Annotated in this window: 9 protein-coding genes; 3 read left to right on the forward strand and 6 right to left on the reverse strand. The window is 70.1% G+C overall.

Going from position 1 to position 17,967, the window contains the following annotated elements:
* Positions 1-297: 297 nt before the first annotated feature.
* Both ACIPC1_RS30485 and ACIPC1_RS30490 read left to right on the forward strand, forming a co-directional pair.
* Entirely contained in the window at positions 298-2,298 is a 2,001-nt protein-coding gene (locus ACIPC1_RS30485; protein WP_402522738.1) for a glycosyltransferase family 2 protein, read from the forward strand.
* A gap of 149 nt (positions 2,299-2,447) precedes the next feature.
* Positions 2,448-3,287 carry a hypothetical protein gene (locus ACIPC1_RS30490; RefSeq protein WP_402522740.1) on the forward strand — a complete coding sequence of 280 codons (840 nt, stop codon included), beginning with the start codon at positions 2,448-2,450 and terminating at the stop codon, positions 3,285-3,287.
* 30 nt (positions 3,288-3,317) lie between these two features.
* Here ACIPC1_RS30490 and ACIPC1_RS30495 read toward each other — a convergent pair whose 3' ends face one another.
* The 5 genes from ACIPC1_RS30495 to ACIPC1_RS30515 all read right to left on the reverse strand — a co-directional run bounded on the left by ACIPC1_RS30495 (position 3,318) and on the right by ACIPC1_RS30515 (position 14,588).
* A complete protein-coding gene (locus tag ACIPC1_RS30495; RefSeq protein ID WP_402522743.1) occupies positions 3,318-5,021 on the reverse strand; it encodes a serine/threonine-protein kinase in 1,704 nt (567 codons plus the stop codon).
* A gap of 153 nt (positions 5,022-5,174) precedes the next feature.
* Positions 5,175-6,836 (reverse strand): serine/threonine-protein kinase, encoded by a 1,662-nt coding sequence (locus ACIPC1_RS30500; protein WP_402522746.1) that lies wholly within the window; start codon positions 6,834-6,836, stop codon positions 5,175-5,177.
* Between the two features lie 166 nt (positions 6,837-7,002).
* Positions 7,003-8,820: a protein kinase gene (locus tag ACIPC1_RS30505; RefSeq protein WP_402522983.1), complete on the reverse strand. Its 1,818-nt coding sequence runs from the start codon at positions 8,818-8,820 to the stop codon at positions 7,003-7,005.
* A gap of 210 nt (positions 8,821-9,030) precedes the next feature.
* Positions 9,031-12,237 (reverse strand): protein kinase, encoded by a 3,207-nt coding sequence (locus ACIPC1_RS30510; RefSeq protein WP_402522749.1) that lies wholly within the window; start codon positions 12,235-12,237, stop codon positions 9,031-9,033.
* Between the two features lie 170 nt (positions 12,238-12,407).
* Entirely contained in the window at positions 12,408-14,588 is a 2,181-nt protein-coding gene (locus tag ACIPC1_RS30515) for a serine/threonine-protein kinase (protein WP_402522752.1), read from the reverse strand.
* A gap of 149 nt (positions 14,589-14,737) precedes the next feature.
* Between ACIPC1_RS30515 and ACIPC1_RS30520 the strand changes: the two genes are divergently transcribed.
* Positions 14,738-15,946 carry a serine hydrolase domain-containing protein gene (locus ACIPC1_RS30520; protein ID WP_402522755.1) on the forward strand — a complete coding sequence of 403 codons (1,209 nt, stop codon included), beginning with the start codon at positions 14,738-14,740 and terminating at the stop codon, positions 15,944-15,946.
* Between the two features lie 152 nt (positions 15,947-16,098).
* Here ACIPC1_RS30520 and ACIPC1_RS30525 read toward each other — a convergent pair whose 3' ends face one another.
* Positions 16,099-17,805: a glycerol-3-phosphate dehydrogenase/oxidase gene (locus ACIPC1_RS30525; RefSeq protein ID WP_402522758.1), complete on the reverse strand. Its 1,707-nt coding sequence runs from the start codon at positions 17,803-17,805 to the stop codon at positions 16,099-16,101.
* Positions 17,806-17,967 lie beyond the last annotated feature (162 nt).

Below are 17,967 nucleotides of genomic sequence, written 5' to 3' on the forward strand. Positions count from 1 at the left end.
CTTATCCCGGAAGCTCAATCCACAGAAACTTCACAGCCTCGAACACTTCCACCCTTACCGCTCACCGCGCGGCAGAACGACCCTCACGCCTAAGAAAGCAGGCAAAACGGTCAGGAAGATGTGGCTTGATTCACCACCTTGACCAGGACCCCTACATCGGATCCACCTTGAAGACATAGGCAAGTCACGGTATCTTCACAAGACAGTCAGCGCGCATAGCCCGACCATGGCGAGCGCATTCACCCCGAATGCCAATCCGAGAAACGGGAGTGCCCCGTATTCTTGGAGAACGTGAAGATGGCTACGCCAACCGTTTCGGTGATTATTGCCGCGTACAATGCGATGCCCTATATCACACGGTGCATTTCCTCAGTTGCTGAGCAAAGTATCGGCCAGGACCAGCTGGAAGTCATCGTCGTCGACGACGGCTCGACGGACGGGACCTCGGCCGAACTTGACCGACTCGCCGACGTGTACCCCGAGTTGCTGCACGTTGAGCACCAGGAGAACTCCGGTGGTCCCTCCGTGCCGCGCAACGTGGGACTCGATCTCGCGCGTGGGGCGTTCGTGTTCTTCCTGGACGCCGACGACTACCTGGGGCCCGAGGCGCTGGAGCGCATGGTGGCCATGGCCGAGAAGAACGCCACCGACGTGGTGCTCGGAAAAATGGTGGGCGTGGGGGGCCGGAATGCACCGAAGTCGATGTTCCGGCGCAACGAACCGCGCACGGACGTCTTCTCGTCCCGCGTGTACTGGACGCTCAACCCCATGAAGCTGTTCCGCCGGGAGCTGATCGAGCGGCACGGCCTGCGGTTCCCGGCCGATCTGTCCATCGGCGAGGACCAGCTGTTCGTGGGTGCCGCGTACCTACATGCCTCGGGGATCTCGGTGGTCGCCGACTACGACTGCCTGTTCTGGGTGCTGAGGGAGGACGAGGGCAACATCACCCGGCGCACCTCGGACGCGGAGCGAGGGCTGCGTTTCCTCCCGCGCGTGATCGACCTGATCGTTGAGAACGTGCCGCCAGGCCCGGGACGCGACCACCTCGCGGTCCGGCATCTGACGGCCGATGTGCGGCATTTCCTCGTCGAGCACCTGCCGTTCGAGCCCCGCGAGACGCAGCAGAAGGCTCTGGACCAGCTCGCCGGGATCATCGAACCTCTGTGGCACGAAGGACTGGGCGACCGGCTGTCGGCCATGACCCGGCTCCGGCTGCACCTGGTGCGGCACCGGATGCTCGACGAGATCCTCCAACTCGTCAGGTTCGAGGAGGAATCGGCCAAGAGCGAGGTGGCCACTCCCGTGGTCGTCGACGCCGGCCGCGCCTACGCCCGGTTCCCCTACTTCCGTGACGCCGACCACTCCGTCCCCGACGACTGCTACGACGTCACCTCCGAGCTCGGCCCGCGTCACCACGTCACCCGCGCTGAAATGCACGGCAGCACACTGCACCTGGCCGGGCACGCATACGTCCACCGCGTCGCGACGGAAGACGTCAGCACCCGGCTCGTCCTGCGGGAACGCACCGGCGGGACGGAGTACGTGCTGCCGGTCGCGCACACCGCTACACCCGGCCTCGGTAGCGACGAGGACCAGGGGCAATACACGTACGACAAGGCCGGGTTCGAATGCACCGTCGACGTCACGACGGCCGCTGACGGAAAGCCGTTGGGTGACGGGTTCTGGGACATCTCCCTCGCTGTCGGGGCCCAGGGGCTGAGCCGCGAGGTGCGCATCGGCAGCAAGCGGGCCGACAGTGTGTCCGGCCGGGCAAGCACGCGTGTCGTGGACACCGAGCAGGGGGTACGCGCAGCCGCCCTGTACACCACCAAGCCGCACGGCAACTTCACGCTCGACCTCGGCGAGAACGGCCACCGCGTGCCGCCGCACCTCCTTCCCGGCGGCGTCCGCTGGGCCGCCGATGCGCCCACCGAGCTGGAGTTCACCGGACGGTGCACGCTCGCCGCGTACCCGGACGGTGCACTCGTGGTGAGTCTGGCCAACGGTCAGGGGGAGACCGCAGCGTTCCCCGTCCGCCGGACCGCCGACGACGGGGACACCTTCACGGCACGGGTGCCGGTCACTGCCCTGTCCGCCGGCACATGGAGCGGTGAACTCCGCCTCGCGGACTGGTCCGTACCCCTTCCGGCGCTCCCCCGGAACCTGCCCCCGGCCAAGTGGCGTCGCCAAGGCCGGCCTTGGTACGCGAAGCCGGCCCCGGACAGCGGCAAGCAGTTCGCGATGCTGGTCGCGCGAACCAACCTCGTGAAGGCCCTCGTCAGCCGACTGAAGCCGTGAGGCGCGGATCACCCCAACTCGGTCGCAAATGCCCCTGTCACTTGACTTCCCCTTTACCGCGCCCACATAGTCCAGCTGCACCACCAGCACACAAAGAACACACGGCACACACGGCACACACGGCACACACCAAAGGGACCCCCTCGAACATGAAGAGATTCGCGCTGCCCCGTACCGGCGTCGCAGCGGCCGCGTCGGTGCTGTCGCTCGCTCTGGCCACCGGCTGCTCGGACAGTGGATCCGACTCCGCGGACGGTGACAAGGCCGGCGGCGCCAAGGCGTCGACAGCTGCGGCGAAGGCTCTGAGCAGCACCGAGCTGGAGAAGCTGATCGTCGCCACGGGCGACATCGACGGCTACGAGGTCACCACGACCACGGAGTCCGACGCGTTCGCCTCCTCCAAGGAGGAGGTCAAGGTCGTCGACGAGAAGTGCGCGCCGATCGCGTACGTCCTCACCGGGTTCGCGCCCGGCGACTCGACCGCGTACCTCAACCGCCAGGTCATACCGGCGGCCCCCGAGGCCGAGCCCAGCGCGTCTTCCACCAAGAGTTTGGAGGACATGACGGATGAGGAGTTCGAGGACGCGATGGAGAACATCACCAGTGCCCTCCGTAGCACGATGACGCTCGTCTCACTCTCCTCGTACGAAGGTGAGGGCGCCGAGGAGACTCTTGCGGCCGTTTCCGACGCGGTCGAGAGCTGCACGAGCGGGTTCAGCACCACGGCGGGCGCCGAGACCCAGAAGTTCACGAAGGTCGCGCCCGGGAAGGCTTCCGGAGGCGGCGACGAGTCGGTCGCGTTCACGACGACCGTCGACGCCGACGGCGGCGAGGCCGCGGTGAAGAGCGAGGTCGTACGCCATGGCAGCACGATCGCCACGTACTACTCGATAAGCCTGGCCTCCTTCGACGGCGAGGCGGGAGCCGACACCGCCGACTACGACATCCCGGCCGAGATCATCAAGGCCCAGGCCGCCAAGCTCAACTGAGCCCCGAACCAGCCGGGCCCGCACCCTTCCTCACAGCTTGTCGATGTCCAGGTTCGCGATCGCCGTCCTGGCGACTTCACGGCCGCGCGCCGTGAAGTCGCCCTTGCCGGGATAGCTGATCGTGAGCTTGTACATGTCGCCCGCCTTCGACTTGTAGTAGAAGATCTTGAGCTCGCGGGGGCGGGGGTTCTGGCTGTCGGTGGTCGCGTAGGTCACCGTGTTCTCGGCGGACTTCTCGCCTTGGTACTGAGTCGCCTTCGGGGACGTCCGAGGGCCCTCGGGCATGTCGAGCTCGTACGCGCCGCTCTCCTTGAACTCAGCGTCGTCGTCGTACATTTCGGCGGCGGCGGACGGGCTGATCTGACCACCGGTGTCCTCGGACTTCTTCGCGAGGGTCAGGCCGATCCAGATGCTGCCGCTCCAGTCGGAGTACGTGACCCAGTTCTTTTCCGTGTCATCGGCGGCCGGCCTGGTCACCTGGTAGTTCGCGGGGACCGCCAGCGTCACGCCCAGCTTCGGGTGTGCCCGGGTCTTCCAGTCATCCGGCAGCGGGCCAGCGAACGGGTCAGCGATCACCAGGTACGCGGCCACGGCCGCGGCGACGATCACCGCGCCCAGTCCGATCAGGGTCTTGCGGCCGACACGTATCCCCCTGCCTCCCTCCGGGGCCGCGATCTGCACGACCTGCGTCGGCGCCGGAGCGGGCGGCTTGGCGGCCTCCTCCAGGAGCTGGCGGACCCGGGGCGCGTCCGGGCGTCGAGAGGGCTCCTTGTCCAGCAGCCCGTTGATCGTCTCGGCGAGCGGACCGCCGGCCGAAGCGGGCGCCGCGGGCGTGGAGTTGAGAACGGACTGAAGGGTCGCCGGGGTGTTGCTGCGGCGGAAGGGCGAGACGCCCTCGGTGGCCGCGTAGAGCACGACACCGAGGGACCAGAGGTCACTCGCCGGGCCCGGGCGCTGCCCCAACACCCGCTCCGGCGCGATGTACTCGGGCGATCCGACAAAGCCACCCACGTCCGTCAGGCTGGTCTCGCCCTCGATCTGGGCGATGCCGAAGTCGGTGAGAACGACGCGGCCGTGCCGACCGAGCAGGACGTTGTCCGGCTTCACGTCCCGGTGAAGGATGCCCGCCGCGTGCGCGGCCTCCAGCGCACCGAGTACCTCAAGGCCGACGCGCGCCGCCTCGCGGACACCGAGCGTGCCCTCCTGAAGGGCGTCGCCCAGCGAACGCCCCTGCACCAACTCCATGACGATCCAGGGCTGTCCGTCCACCACCGCGACATCGTGGACGTTCACGACCGACGGATGGTCGAGCCGCGCCGCCGCGCGCGCCTCCCGGCGCATCCGCTCGAAGACGTTGTCGCGTTCACGCTCGGGAAGATGGTCCGGAACGCGAGGCTCCTTGACGGCGACCTCGCGGTCCACCGTCTCGTCCTTGGCCCGCCAGACCGTGCCCATGCCCCCGTGGCCGAGCTTGGCGAGCAGCCGGTAGCGGCCCGCGACGAGACGCCCCACACCCGGCTCCGGCTGCACCTGTTGCGTCTGCTGGGGCTGCTGGGGCTGTTCCACCTGCTGGGTCTGCCGTGACTGCTCTACGTGCTGTGTCTGCTGCTCCGGGACGATCTGGGTCGGCGCGGCGTACGGGTTACCGGGGTAGGGCACACCCGGTCGCGGCGGGTGCAGACCGAAACTCGTTGGCTCGTCGGCCCCGTAGGGAACTCCCCCGTTATTGCTCATGAGTCCATCCATATCGCGGCAAGCGGTTCGGCTTCCAGCCCCGCCGCTTTCCAGTCACAGACCCGTGACGCGAGCCGCCCTTTATCTCCGCTTTATCCGGTACGAGGGAAGCCCCTCTCCAACACGGCGCTACGGAGCTGTGGAGCTGTGGCACTACGAGACCACGAACGAGTCCACCGCCACGTCCAGGTACTCCTTCGCCTCCGTCGCCCTCCCGACCGGCGCCGACACCCACACGTCGTACATCCGGCCGCCCTCCTCCCAGCACAGGTCGTACGTGTGCCGCGCGCCCTCCGTCTCGGTGAACCCGTTCCAGGTGAACTCCCAGAACGCGGCGGGCCGTCCACCATGCGTGGCCGAGGTAACGGCGGCATCGCGGTAACCCGGGTTCGTGGCGGGCCCCTTGGCGTCCCCGCGCCGCATCACCGCGAGCGGGCCGCCCGGTTCGGGGTCGGCCACCTTGATGCCGAGGCGGAAGGTCCGCCCCGGCGACACGTAGAAGACCCGCTCCCCCTCCGGTTCCCGGGTGAAGTCGTCGGGCACAGCGAGCGCGAACCCGCTCGGATCCTGCGCGACCCGGTATCCCGGGGGCACCTTGCGGACGGCGGCAGGACCGGCAGGCGGGCTGGAGGCCGACGCACTCGCGGACGCCCCCGGCGCCCCGGCCGTCGACGTACCAGCCGTACTGCCCGTACTGCCCGTACTCGCCGTACTCGTCGTTGTGCTCGCACTCGTCGCGCTCGTCGTACTCGTCGCGCTCGAAGGTGTCGGCGTACTGCCACCCCCACCCCGACCGTCGTTCATCAGCAACGATGCCGCAGACACCCCCGCCCCGACCATGGCGGCGACCAGCGCGGCGGCGACAAGGATGCTCCGGGTGGAGCGCGGCGCCCCGGGAGGCGAGAAGGATGCCGGGGCAGAGGAGGGCGTCCTCGTCGGTATGTCCCGCTGGGTGGGCGTGTATCCGGCCGTGACCGGCGGCGTCCGCCCCGTGTCCCGGAACGCGCGCAGCATCCGCTCCGCCTCCGCCGCGTCGAGCCGCTGCTCGGGATCGCGCTCAAGCAGCCCCCGTACGACGGGAAGCAGGGGCGCGGCCTGGGCCGGCGGCCGGATCTCGTCGACGACGACCGCGTGCAGGATGCCGCCCAACGAGTCGCGGTGGAAGGGAGATTCACCGCTCAGGACGGTGCACAGCAGCACCCCGAGCGACCACAGGTCGGACTCGGGGCCCGTCCTGACACCGGACATCCGCTCGGGCGCGGTGTACTCCGGCGAACCGACGAACGCCCCGCTCTCGGTGAGCGTCGTCGCGCCCGCGACCTGGGCGATACCGAAGTCGGTGAGGACGACACGGCCGTCGTCCGCGATCAGTACGTTGGCGGGCTTGAGGTCCCGGTGCAGGACACCCGCGTCGTGCGCGCGGCGCAGCGCGCCGAGGAGGCCGATGCCGATGCGGGCGGCCTCGCGCGCGTCCACGGGGCCACCCGCGGAGATCCGCTCGGCGAGCGAGCCTCCCTCGATCAACTCCATGACGATGTAAGGGCGTTCGTCGTCCTCGACCACGTCGTGCACGACGATGATGTGCGGGTGCTGCAACTGCGCGACGGCGCGGGCCTCGCGCAGGGTGCGGTCGCGCTGTTGGCGGGCCTCTTCCGCGGAGAGCGTGGTGTCGAGGGCGATTTCCTTGACCGCGACGTCACGGCCGAGCAGTTGGTCGGTCGCGCGCCAGACGACACCCATGCCGCCCCGCCCGATTCTGGCCTCCAGCCGGTACCGGCCGGCGATCACACGGACGTTGTCCCCCTCGGTCCCCATGCGTCCCATCATGCCGCAACGGAGCCCGGCCCTCCGGGACAGCGAGCTGCCGTGGCCGGTATCCGGCCCTGCTGTCCCGCGCCGCTGTCAGACGTTGCTATCAGGCATCGCTTCCAGACAACGCTTCCAGACAACGATGTCGGGCACCGGCTGCCAGGCGTCGCTGTCAGGCCTTGGGCCGCCAGCTCCTCAGCATCGCGTCGAACTGCTCGCGCGCCGTGCCCCAGTCCGCGGCCGGCGCGGACATGTAGATCGCGTACTCGACGCCGTCACGGGCGAGATACGTCTGCTCGATGGCGCGGCGCGGCCCCGGGAACTCCGTCTGCTCGGCCAGCGCGGTCCAGGTGAAGTCCCACAGCGCGCCGTCGCAGTCACGGAAGGTGTTGGAGTCCAGACTCACCCGGTGGTAGTCGACCAGCTTCGTCAACTGCTCCTCCAGGTCGAGCTGGTGCATGTACGGGTTCTCGAAGTCCGGTGAGTCGTCCAGGGCGATGCGTACGAAGTGATCGCCGTCGTCGGGTGTGTAGTCGACCTGACTGCCGTTGGCCTGCCGCTTCCAGCCCTCGGGGACGGCGAGGCTGAAGCCCTCGACGTCGTCGACGCGTACCCAGTTGTCAGGCACGGCACCGGTCGGCTGCTGCGCGCTCTCACTGGCCTGTGGGCTGGTGGCGGCGCCCGACTGCCCCGTACCGCCCGGCTCCTCGGTACTTGTGACCGCTTCCGCGCCCGAACGCCAGTCTCCCGCGTACTTGATCACCGCGGCAGCACCGGCGCCGACCAGCACCGCCAGTACGAGGACAAGGGCGATGGTACGGACCCGGTGCGGTTTCCCGGAGACGGCCGGGGCGGCAGGAGCGGCCGGGGCGGCCGGGGCGGCAGGAACGGGCACGGCCAGCAGAAAGTCCGGGTCCTCGGTCCCGCCCGGGACATGAGACGACGAGACATGTGCGCTCACGCCATGTCCATTGGAGCCGTATCCATTGGAGCCGTATCCATGGGAGCCATGTCCGTTGGAGCCATGTCCGTTGGCATCCTGTCCGTTGGCATCCTGTCCGTTGGCGTCCTGTGCGGACGCGCCATGGTCCCCAGTGTCACCACGGTAGGGATGATCCACATCCGCCCCGGCTACCAGACGTTGCGTCGGCACATACGCCTGCGCCGCGCCCGGCCGACGACCCTCCGCCACTTCGGCGAGCATCTGCTCGGCTTCCTCCGCACCGGGCCGCAGGGCGGGGTCCTTACGGAGCAGCGCGGTGATCACGGGCCCCAACGGACCGGCGTACGCGGACGGTTCGGGCTCGTCCTCCACGACGGCCCGCATGGTGGTCAGCGGCGTGGTGCGCCGGAACGCCGACCTGCCCTCCACCGCCGTGTACAGGGTCGCGCCCAGTGCCCACAGGTCTGAGGACGGACCGAATTCATAGCCGCGCACCCGCTCGGGAGCCAGATAGTCGACCGAGCCGACGATCTCGCCGGTGCGCGTGATGGTCGTATCGCCCTCGACCTGCGCGATCCCGAAGTCGGTGAGCAGTACGCGCCGGTCGGCGGCGAGGAGGACGTTCCCCGGCTTCACGTCGCGGTGCAGCACACCGGCGGCATGCGCGGCCCGCAGTGCGCGCAGCACCCACAGCCCGATCCGCGCCACCTCGGCCGGTTCGACGCGCCCCTGTTCCTTGACCTCGTCGGCAAGTGAGTTGCCCTCGACCAACTCCATGACGATCCAGGGTCTGTTGTCATGCTCCAGGACGTCATGAACGGTGACGACGGCCGCATGGTTGATCCGCGCGGCGGCCCGCGCCTCGGCGCGCGTCCGGGCGATCATCGGAGCCCGGTCGCTCTCGGCGACGTACAGCGCGGCCGTCAACTCCTTGACCGCGACCACACGGTGAAGCACCTCGTCATGTGCGCGCCACACCCGGCCCATGCCACCGCTGCCGATGGTTTCAACAAGCCGGTAGCGGCCCGCGAGGAGCTGGCCCTGCATCTGATTCACGTTTCCCCGCAATGGTCTTGACAGGGTCAGACTAAAGAGCGGCCCCCTACGCAGGGAACCGCCGACGCCCTACGGAAACCGCACTGTGACGGTTATCCCTTCCGCGCACGGACGGGAACCAAGGGAACCACGAGTCTACGGAAGCCCATGGAGGCACCTGCCAGTGCCCTGAGTCAGTGTCACCCATGCCCTTGCTCGCTGTCATCCTGTGGCCTGATACGTCCCCGACGCCTGCTCGTACAGCCGCGTCACCTCGTCCCGTTCGGCCTCCGGGCCGCGCACCTGCACCACGTGGTAGTGCCCGTCGACGATGATCGCGAGATTGCGTACGAAGAGCTCGTGCCCTTGCCCGTCGGTCCAGGTGAACTGCCCCTCGGCCATGACCAGTCCGCCCACGTCGATCCGCCGCATCCCACTGGACGTGGCCCAGGTCGAGTCGCGGAACGGCTGCAACTCGCCCTCCCGCTCCCGCTGATACGCCATCGGATCACTGCCGAACGTACTCGTGCTGTCCCGGCCGGGGACGAGGATGAGCTCGAAGTCTCCGTGGGAGTAGACGACTTGGCCATTCCCGTTCTTCGCCGTACGGTCCCAGCCGTTGGCCACGGCAACCCGGAAGCCCTCGGCGTCATCACGCAGCGTGAATCCCTGGGCGACTTCGGGATCGTTGCCCTGTGAACCCGTCGTACTCGTCGTACCCGTCGAACTTGTCGAAGCCGAGGGGCTCTTGCCCCCTCCCGGCGAGGTCTGGTCGGGGCGTGGCTCGCTGCTCGCGCTCCCTCCCGCAGCGTTCTCGGGGGCAGTGCTGACCTCTCCGGCGGAACCGGTCCGCTCGCCGTCCGTCCCGCTGTCCGGCTCGGCCTTCGGCATGAACATCATGGCGTACGCGATCGCCGCGACCAGCAGGAGCAGGACCAGCAGAACCAGGTTCCGCCCGAGCCTTCGGGGCTTGACCTGCCTGTTCTGCTTGTTCTCCTTGGCCCGCTTGTGGCGGGCGTGCGGGCTGGTCGCGGGGAGCCCGGCGCGGCGCCTGCGGACGAGCTCGCCCCGCCGCCGTACGATCGGCAGCCGACTGGGGTTGACCGGGGGCGCGGCGACGACATGGGCCCCTGCCTCGGCCTCCGGCGCCGACCGCACCAAGGACCGCAGCCAGCCGCGGAGTTCCTCGAAGTCGAGCCGCTCGGTGGGGTCCTGCCGCAGCAGCGACTCCACGACGGGCCTCAGCGGCCCGCACTCCTCCGCGAAGGCGGGCGGCTCCGCGCACACGAGCTGCACCAGTTCGGCGGTGTTCTCCTCCGGGTAGGGCGCGTGCCCCTGGACGGCCCGGAAGAGCAGCGCCCCCAGCGCCCACAGATCGGTCGCGGGCCCGATCGGCGCCGCCAACTGCCAGTTCTCGTGCACCGGCCCGGCCTGCTCGGGCGCCCACCGCTCGGTCACGGGACCGACCACGGCCATCCGCGCCTGCCGGGCCCGCTCCGCGGCGAGCGCGGTGGCAGGTCCCCGACGCGGCGGCGCACCGACGACTGTCTGGTCCCAACGGGTGCCCTGCCCTTGGGCGTTGCCGACGGGCGCGCCGACCGCTCCGGGGGCCGGGTGCCCGCCGGGGACGGAGTGCCCACCGGAGACGGGCCAGGGGACACTGGTCGCCGGGGGCGCGCCGGTGGACGTACCGCTCCCCGAGTACAGGCCTGCCGAGGTGCCGCTCCCCGGAGCCAGTCCGCGGTTCGCGACTCCCGGGAGCGCGGGGCGGCCATCACCGCCGCTTCCGACGCCTGTTCCGGTCCCGGTTCCAGCTCCGGTCCCAGTCCCGGTTCCGGTCCCAGTCCCGGTTCCGGTCCCAGCTCCGGTTCCGGTTCCGGGGCGAGGCTGGGCGCCATGCCAGGGATTGGTGCGCCCCACTCCGTACGGGTCGGCTATCTGGCCGGGGGGCGGGGTATTGGGCCGGTGCTCCATACCGTGGCCCGGGACTTGGTACGGGGCCTGAGCCTGGCCCTGACCGTGCCCGGCGGCCTGACCGTGCCCGGCGGCCTGAGCGGGGACTTGTCCAGGGCCGGCCCCCTGGGCGTGGGCCTGGGCCGGCCCGCCGTGCTCCGAGGCCTCCGGGGCCTGCGCGAACCCGCTACCCCCGGATGCCTGCGGATACCCGGCGTACCCGCCGTACCCGGCGACCTCGCGCCCGGAAGCCGACGACGCACCCTGCCCTTGCCCCGAACCCTGAGCCTGTGTCTGGGCCTGCTGGACGTGGGCCTGTGACTGCGCAGGAGCCTGAGCCTGGATCTGGGCCGCCGACGCGTCAGTCTGCGATACAGGCCGGGGCGCGGGCAGCGCCGCCTGACCGCCCCGCTGCTCTTCGTGCACCCGGGCGGCGGCGCGCGCTCCGGCGCGGTACGCGGCAATGGCCCCGGCACGCGCCGCACGAATGTCGCCCCCGGTACCTGCGGCACCCCCCGCATCACCGACTCCTCCGGCGCCTCGCGCTTCGAGCGCACGCGGACCTACGCCCGCCGCACCACCGGCCGCCGTCTCCGCGACAGGCCCTCCGCGCTCCGCCCGAGCCTCGATCGCGGCCCGCCGCGCGGCTTCGGGATCCCTTCCAGCCGCAGCACCGGCCACACCACCCGGCGCACTGGACGACGCTCCGGCCTGCCCACCGAAACCGACCCCGTGCGAAGCCCCACCACCAGCACCACCAGACCGCCCAGCCCCCGACCCAACACGCGGACCCGCACCCGCACCCGGACCCGCACCGCGGGCAACTTCCGCCTGCCCACCGACTTCACCCTCGAAGTCGCGCACCGGCACGGGGTCATACCCGCACAGCGCCTCCTCCGCGGCTCCGGCCGCCAGGCCGGTCAGCATCACGCGGCCGTCGTCGCAGACGAGCACCGTGCGTGCGGTGATGTTCCGGTGCACCCACCCGTGCGCGTGCAGCACCCGCAGCGCGGTGAGGACGTCCGCGGCGACCTCGGCCGCGCGATAGGGGCTCAGCGGCTTGTCGGCGAGCAACGCGGCCAGCGGCCTCGCAGCCACCAACTCGCTGACGATCCACAGCGACCCACCCTCGGCGAACACGTCGAAGACCTGGTCGAGCCGGGGATGGTCGGGTATCTGAGCGGCCGCCTGCGCAGCATCGATCGCCCGCCGCACGGCCGGTTCGGTGGGTCGGCGCGTGGTCCGCGCGGACGCCCGGCGCACGCCGCCGTCCCGCGCCACGAACCCCTCGGGCAGCCCGTCCGCGTCGAGCACCTCGGCCTCGACGACCTCCGGCAACTGCACCTGCCGGACCAGGACTTCCTGCCCGCTGTAGGTGTCGAACGCCCGGGTCGCCTCGGCGAGTTCGTACTCCTCGGACGGCGGTAGCGGCAAGCGGTATCGGTCGGCGAGAACCCGTCCCGCGTACTCGTCCACGATGCCTCCCCCGGCCGCCCGGTTGGTCAATTCCGTTCGCCTTGCGTCCCGTTATGGCTTTGTACGGTCCGCAAGCACTCACGATACGTGCCGGAGGCAACTCACAAAGTAGGGATGCGACATCTCAGCGTGCCCACGCATGGCGGAACGTCACATGGGCGAGCGGTACGTCACGACTTCGGCTGGAACGTCTCGGTCAGACTCTTCCACGTGTCCTCACGCAGGTCGCCGTCCCAGTCGGCGGCCTTCGCCGTATACATCAACGCGTATCCCTGCTGCGGGCTGACGACGAACCCGCGGTCGATCGACCGGTACTTCGTGCCGCCGTCCTCGTAGGTGAACTCCCAGTCGGCCGTGTTCCAGCCGCGGTAGTCCACCGCCTCTATTCGCACCCGCTTGTACTGCGACCGCGTCATGCTCTGCTCTTGCTTCTCCCAGTCCGCCACCGGGTCGTCCTTGGGCGTGGTCGTCCAACCGATCAGGAGCTTCTGGCCGTCGGGACCGGTGAACCGGGCGCCCGCCGCGTCCGTGGACGCGTACTTCCACCCCTCCGGCAGCACGATCGAAAACCCTTGACTCCCCTTGTACGTCGTTCCGTCCGCGGAATCCGAGCCCGAGTCCGAGTCCGACGCCTCGTCGTCACTGCCCGCCCCGCTCGACGTACCGGCCTCAGCGCTCGGCGTGCTGTCCGAGGCCGCCTCTCCGGCCGAACCCGTGGCCGGGTCCTCCGCCCCGTCACCGCTGTCCGTCTGGGTGCCGCTGCTCTCCTCGCTGCCACTTCCGGCGGTCGCCCCACTGGACGCGGCCTTGGTGTCACCGTTCTTGGTGTCGTTCGAGCTGTCGTCGCCCCCGTTGAGCGTGAGGGCCAGCACGGTCCCGAGCACCGCCAGCGCCACGACGACCGCGATGATCACCAAAGTCCGGCGCGGCACCACATCTGTCAACGGCGCCCGAGGCACCGGCCGCGGCGGCCGCTCCGGAGCCACAGGCCACCCGGAAGCCTTTCCGGCGGCGGGCGTGGCAGCAGCGGGCGTATCGGCCGAGACAGACGCGGAGACAGCAGTAACTGCAGCAGTGCCGGCCTTCCTCGGCGCGGGCGTGGAAGGAGATACGGACGGAGGCGTGAACGCAGGCTTGACCGAACCCGAACCCGAACCCGAACCCAGACCCGAACCGGAACCCAGACCGGAACCCGAACCCAGACCCGCACCTGCCCCTTCACTACCCGTCGAACCAGCAGCCCCCGCGCCCCCGGACTTGGCCCGCGCCGTCGCCGCCGCGCCGACCGCAGCCGTGGCCGCCCCGGCCGCCGAGGCGACCTGCCGCACGGAACGCATCGCCCCGCGCAACCGCTCCCCGGCCTCCTCACCCCGCCTGGCCCCGGAACCGCCCGAGCCGGCAGAACCCGAACTCCCCTTGCCCGGCCCCTCGTCCGGCAACGGCGGCAACGCCACGACCTTCGTCGCGTCCACCTGCTCCGGCACAACCGCCTTGGGCGCGGGCGCGTGCAGCACCTCATTGAGCATCGCCCGCGCACCCTCGACATCGAGCCTCTGCTCGGGGTCCTTGGCGAGCAGCCCGTAAATCACGTTCTCCAGCGGGCCCGCGTTCTTCGGCTGCTCCACCGGCTCGGTCATCACCGCGGTGAGCGTCGCGATCGCGGAACCCTTGTCGTACGGCGGCGCGCCCTCCACCGACGCGTACAACAGACCGCCCAGCGACCACAGGTCGGCGGCGGGCCCGGGCTTGTGACCGCGCGCCCGCTCCGGCGAGATGTACGAGGGCGCGCCGACGAGCATGCCGGTCGAGGTGATGGACGGGTCGCCCTCGACCTGCGCGATCCCGAAGTCGGTCAGCACGACCCGGCCGTCCTCGGAGATCAGCACGTTCGACGGCTTCACGTCGCGGTGCAGGATGCCCTCCCGGTGCGCCGAACGCAGCACATCGAGGATCGCCAGCCCGACCTCGGCGGCTCGGATCGGCGTGAGTACGCCGTCCTCGCGGATGACCTCGGCGAGCGACTTGCCCTCGACGAGCTCCATCACGATCCACGGCCGGTTGTCCTCGTCGACCACGTCGAAGACCGTCACCGCGCCGTTGTTACGGATCCGCGCGATCGCCTTGGCCTCACGCAGGGTGCGCGTGATCAGCCGCCGCTTCTCGTCCTCGTCGATGCTCGACGGGAACCGCAGCTCCTTGACGGCGACCGTGCGGCCCAGGGTCTCGTCCTTGGCCCGCCACACCGTGCCCATGCCACCGCGGCCGAGAACATCCCCCAGCCGGTATCGCCCGGCGAGGAGACGTTCGCTCCTGTCCTGACGGGATGCTCCCGCCCGCTCCGCCTCCGACATGCGTCCCCTCAAACAACCCGCCCTGACAGAGCCTTCATTGTCCCTCACCCGACAAGTGACCGACGCCGTGGGGGCCCTCAAGAAGGGACCGCCCGACGTCCGGTGCCCCCCGGTCCCGCATGATGGCCCCCAACAAGGAAGGACCGCCGATGGCGCCCCGCCGGACACCTCGGACACTCCTGGCGATACCCGCCGCCCTGGCGTTCCTCGTCCTGGCCCTGACCGGCTTGCCCGCCCCGACCCCAACCAGCGCCCAAACCCCCACACCCACGCCCTCCACCGACGCCCAACCCCCCACGTCCACGCCCCCAACCGGCCCGCAAACCCCCACGCCCGCACCCTCAACCGGCGCCCGAACCCTCGCGTCCCCAGCACCGGCCGAACCGCAGGCCCCAGCCACCCCGGCCACGGACGCGGCCCTCGCCCTCCTCGTCACCCGAGGCAAGGCTCCCGCGGCGGCCCTGCTGGCTCAGGACGACTCCGGCACACGCTTCGCCGACGCCGGTGACGGAATCGACCGCTCCGACCACTTCCGCGCGGGCAGCATCACCAAGACGTTCATCGCGACCGTGGTCCTGCAACTGGCCGCCGAACACCGGCTGTCCCTGTCGGACACCGTGGACGCCCACCTCCCGGGCCTGGTGAGCGGCGCGGGCAACGACGGCAGCCACCTGACCCTGCGCGCCCTGCTGACCCACACCAGCGGCTTGTACGACTTCACCGCCGACACCATGGGCACCGTCCCCGTCACCCCAGGTCAGGCCGTACGCATCGCGCTCACCCATCCCCCGGCCGCCCCCGGCCACTACGCCTACTCGAACACCAACTACGTCCTGCTCGGCATGGTCATCGAGCAGGTCACCGGCAACTCGTACGCCACCGAAGCCGAGCGCCGCATCCTCACCCCTCTCCGCCTGACCGGCACCTCCTTCCCGGGCGCCCGCACCTCTCTCCCCTCACCGCACGGCCGCGCCTACGCCGCCGACGGCTCCGACGTCACCGAACTCGACCCGCGCGTGGCCGGCGCGGCGGGCGAGCTCGTCACCACGCTCGCCGACCTGGACCGCTTCTACGCAGCCCTCCTCTCCGGCGAGCTGCTCCCGCCCGGCCAACTGCGGGAGATGCTCAACACCCGCGCCGCACATGGCTCGTACGGCATGGGCCTCTACCCGGTGAAGCTGCCGTGCGGCACCACCGTGTGGGGCCACAACGGCCGCATATCCGGCAGCTACGTGCGCACCGCAGCCACCGTCGACGGTCGTCGTGTCCTCACCTTCCGGGTGAACACGGACGGGATCGCAGACCCTGACCTCGAACCGGCCCTGCTCGCCGCCGAGTTCTGCCCCCGCACCGAGTAGAACGGACACGTTCCGAGCAAAGATCCCAGCTCACGACACTCGTTCGAGTGACATCAGCTGGAGCCCTCGGCTCAAGCCGTCAGGTCAAGCCATCAGCTCGAGCCATCAGCGGGAGCCATCAGCAGCCGAGTCCAGGCAGCGGGGCCCGCCGGTCAGAACGGCACGATGTCCGGCGCCCCCAGCCGCGCCGCGTCCGCGGTCAGGTCGTCCGGCTGCCGCTGCGACTCCCGCTCCGCCTCGACCCGCTTCTCGTAGTGCTCCACTTCCCGTTCGATCTGGTCCTTGTCCCAGCCGAGCACCGGCGCCATGAGCTCCGCGGCCTCCCGCGCACTGCGCGTTCCCCGGTCGAAGGTCTCGATCGAGATGCGGGTGCGCCGGGTCAGCACGTCGTCCAGGTGCCGGGCGCCCTCGTGCGAGGCGGCGTAGACGATCTCGGCCCGCAGATAGTCCTCGGCGGCCCCCAGGGGCTCACCGAGTGAGGGATTGGTGGCGATGAGGTCGAGCAGTTCCTCGGCGAGCACGCCGTACCGGTTCAACAGGTGCTCCACGCGCACCACATGGAGCCCGGTGCGCGCCGCAATCCGCGCTCGCGCGTTCCACAGCGCCCGGTACCCCTCGGCGCCGAGCAGCGGAATGTCCTCCGTGACGCACTCGGCGACCCGCTGGTCGAGACCGTGCACCGCCTCGTCCACCGCGTCCTTGGCCATCACCCGGTACGTCGTGTACTTGCCGCCCGCCACCACCACGAGCCCCGGCACCGGATGCGCCACGGTGTGCTCGCGCGACAGCTTGCTGGTGGCGTCCGACTCACCGGCGAGCAGCGGCCGCAGCCCCGCGTACACACCTTGGACGTCGTCGCGGGTGAGCGGCACCGAGAGCACGGAGTTCACGTGCTCCAGCAGATAGTCGATGTCCGCGCTGGACGCCGCGGGATGGGCCTTGTCGAGGTCCCATTCGGTGTCGGTGGTGCCGATGATCCAGTGGCGCCCCCACGGGATCACGAAGAGCACGGACTTCTCGGTACGCAGGATCAGCCCCGACGTCGAGTTGATCCGGTCCTTCGGTACGACCAGATGGATGCCCTTGGACGCCCGTACATGGAACTGCCCCCTCTCCCCCACCATCGCCTGGGTGTCGTCGGTCCACACACCCGTGGCGTTCACCACCTGCTTGGCGCGGACCTCGTACTCCCCGCCGCCTTCGACATCCTGCACCTTGGCACCGACAACGCGTTCGCCCTCGCGCAGGAAGCCGGTCACGCGCGCGCGGTTGGCGACCTTGGCGCCGTACGCCGCCGCCGTGCGCACCAGGGTCGCCACATAGCGGGCGTCGTCCATCTGCGCGTCGTAGTACTGCAGGGCGCCGACCAGCGCGTCCTTCTTCAGGGCGGGGGCGACGCGCAGGGCGTGGCGGCGGCTCAGGTGGCGGTGATGGGGCAGGCCCCGGCCGTGTCCGCGGGCCATCGCCATGGCGTCGTAGAGCGCGACGCCCGAGCCGGCGTACAGCCGCTCCCAGCCCTTGTGCTGGAGCGGATAGAGGAACGGAACGGGTTTCACGAGGTGCGGCGCGAGCCGTTCGAGGAGGAGCCCGCGTTCCTTCAGGGCCTCGCGCACCAGTGCGAAGTCGAGCATCTCCAGATAGCGCAGACCGCCGTGGATGAGTTTGCTCGACCTGCTCGACGTGCCCGACGCCCAGTCGCGCGCTTCGACCAGCCCTGTGGACAGGCCGCGCGTCACGGCGTCCAGCGCGGTGCCCGCACCGACCACTCCCGCGCCCACGACCAGCACATCCAGCTCACGCTCGGCCATTCCCGCCAGTGACTCGGCGCGCTCCGCCGGCCCCAGTGTCGCTGTCCTCACCGCTGCCTCCCGTTCTTGGTGGCGTCGGCCTCACCCGACAGGCGGGCCCGTGCTCACATCCCCCATGCCCAAAGTCTGACCTTCTTCCCCTCCTTCGGCCACCAGTCATCAGCAGCCTGTGGACAGCAATCGGGGACTCCCACGGAAACACAGCCGCACAAT

The organism is Streptomyces sp. NPDC087263, from assembly GCF_044744645.1.
Classification (GTDB): domain Bacteria; phylum Actinomycetota; class Actinomycetes; order Streptomycetales; family Streptomycetaceae; genus Streptomyces.

Bases quoted from the DNA above. Each gene is read 5' to 3' on its own strand.
- ACIPC1_RS30515 (WP_402522752.1), bottom strand. From the start codon at position 14,588: ATGTCGGAGGCGGAGCGGGCGGGAGCATCCCGTCAGGACAGGAGCGAA.
- ACIPC1_RS30520 (WP_402522755.1), top strand. From the start codon at position 14,738: ATGGCGCCCCGCCGGACACCTCGGACACTCCTGGCGATACCCGCCGCC.
- ACIPC1_RS30495 (WP_402522743.1), bottom strand. From the start codon at position 5,021: ATGAGCAATAACGGGGGAGTTCCCTACGGGGCCGACGAGCCAACGAGT.
- ACIPC1_RS30485 (WP_402522738.1), top strand. From the start codon at position 298: ATGGCTACGCCAACCGTTTCGGTGATTATTGCCGCGTACAATGCGATG.
- ACIPC1_RS30500 (WP_402522746.1), bottom strand. From the start codon at position 6,836: ATGGGGACCGAGGGGGACAACGTCCGTGTGATCGCCGGCCGGTACCGG.
- ACIPC1_RS30490 (WP_402522740.1), top strand. From the start codon at position 2,448: ATGAAGAGATTCGCGCTGCCCCGTACCGGCGTCGCAGCGGCCGCGTCG.
- ACIPC1_RS30505 (WP_402522983.1), bottom strand. From the start codon at position 8,820: ATGCAGGGCCAGCTCCTCGCGGGCCGCTACCGGCTTGTTGAAACCATC.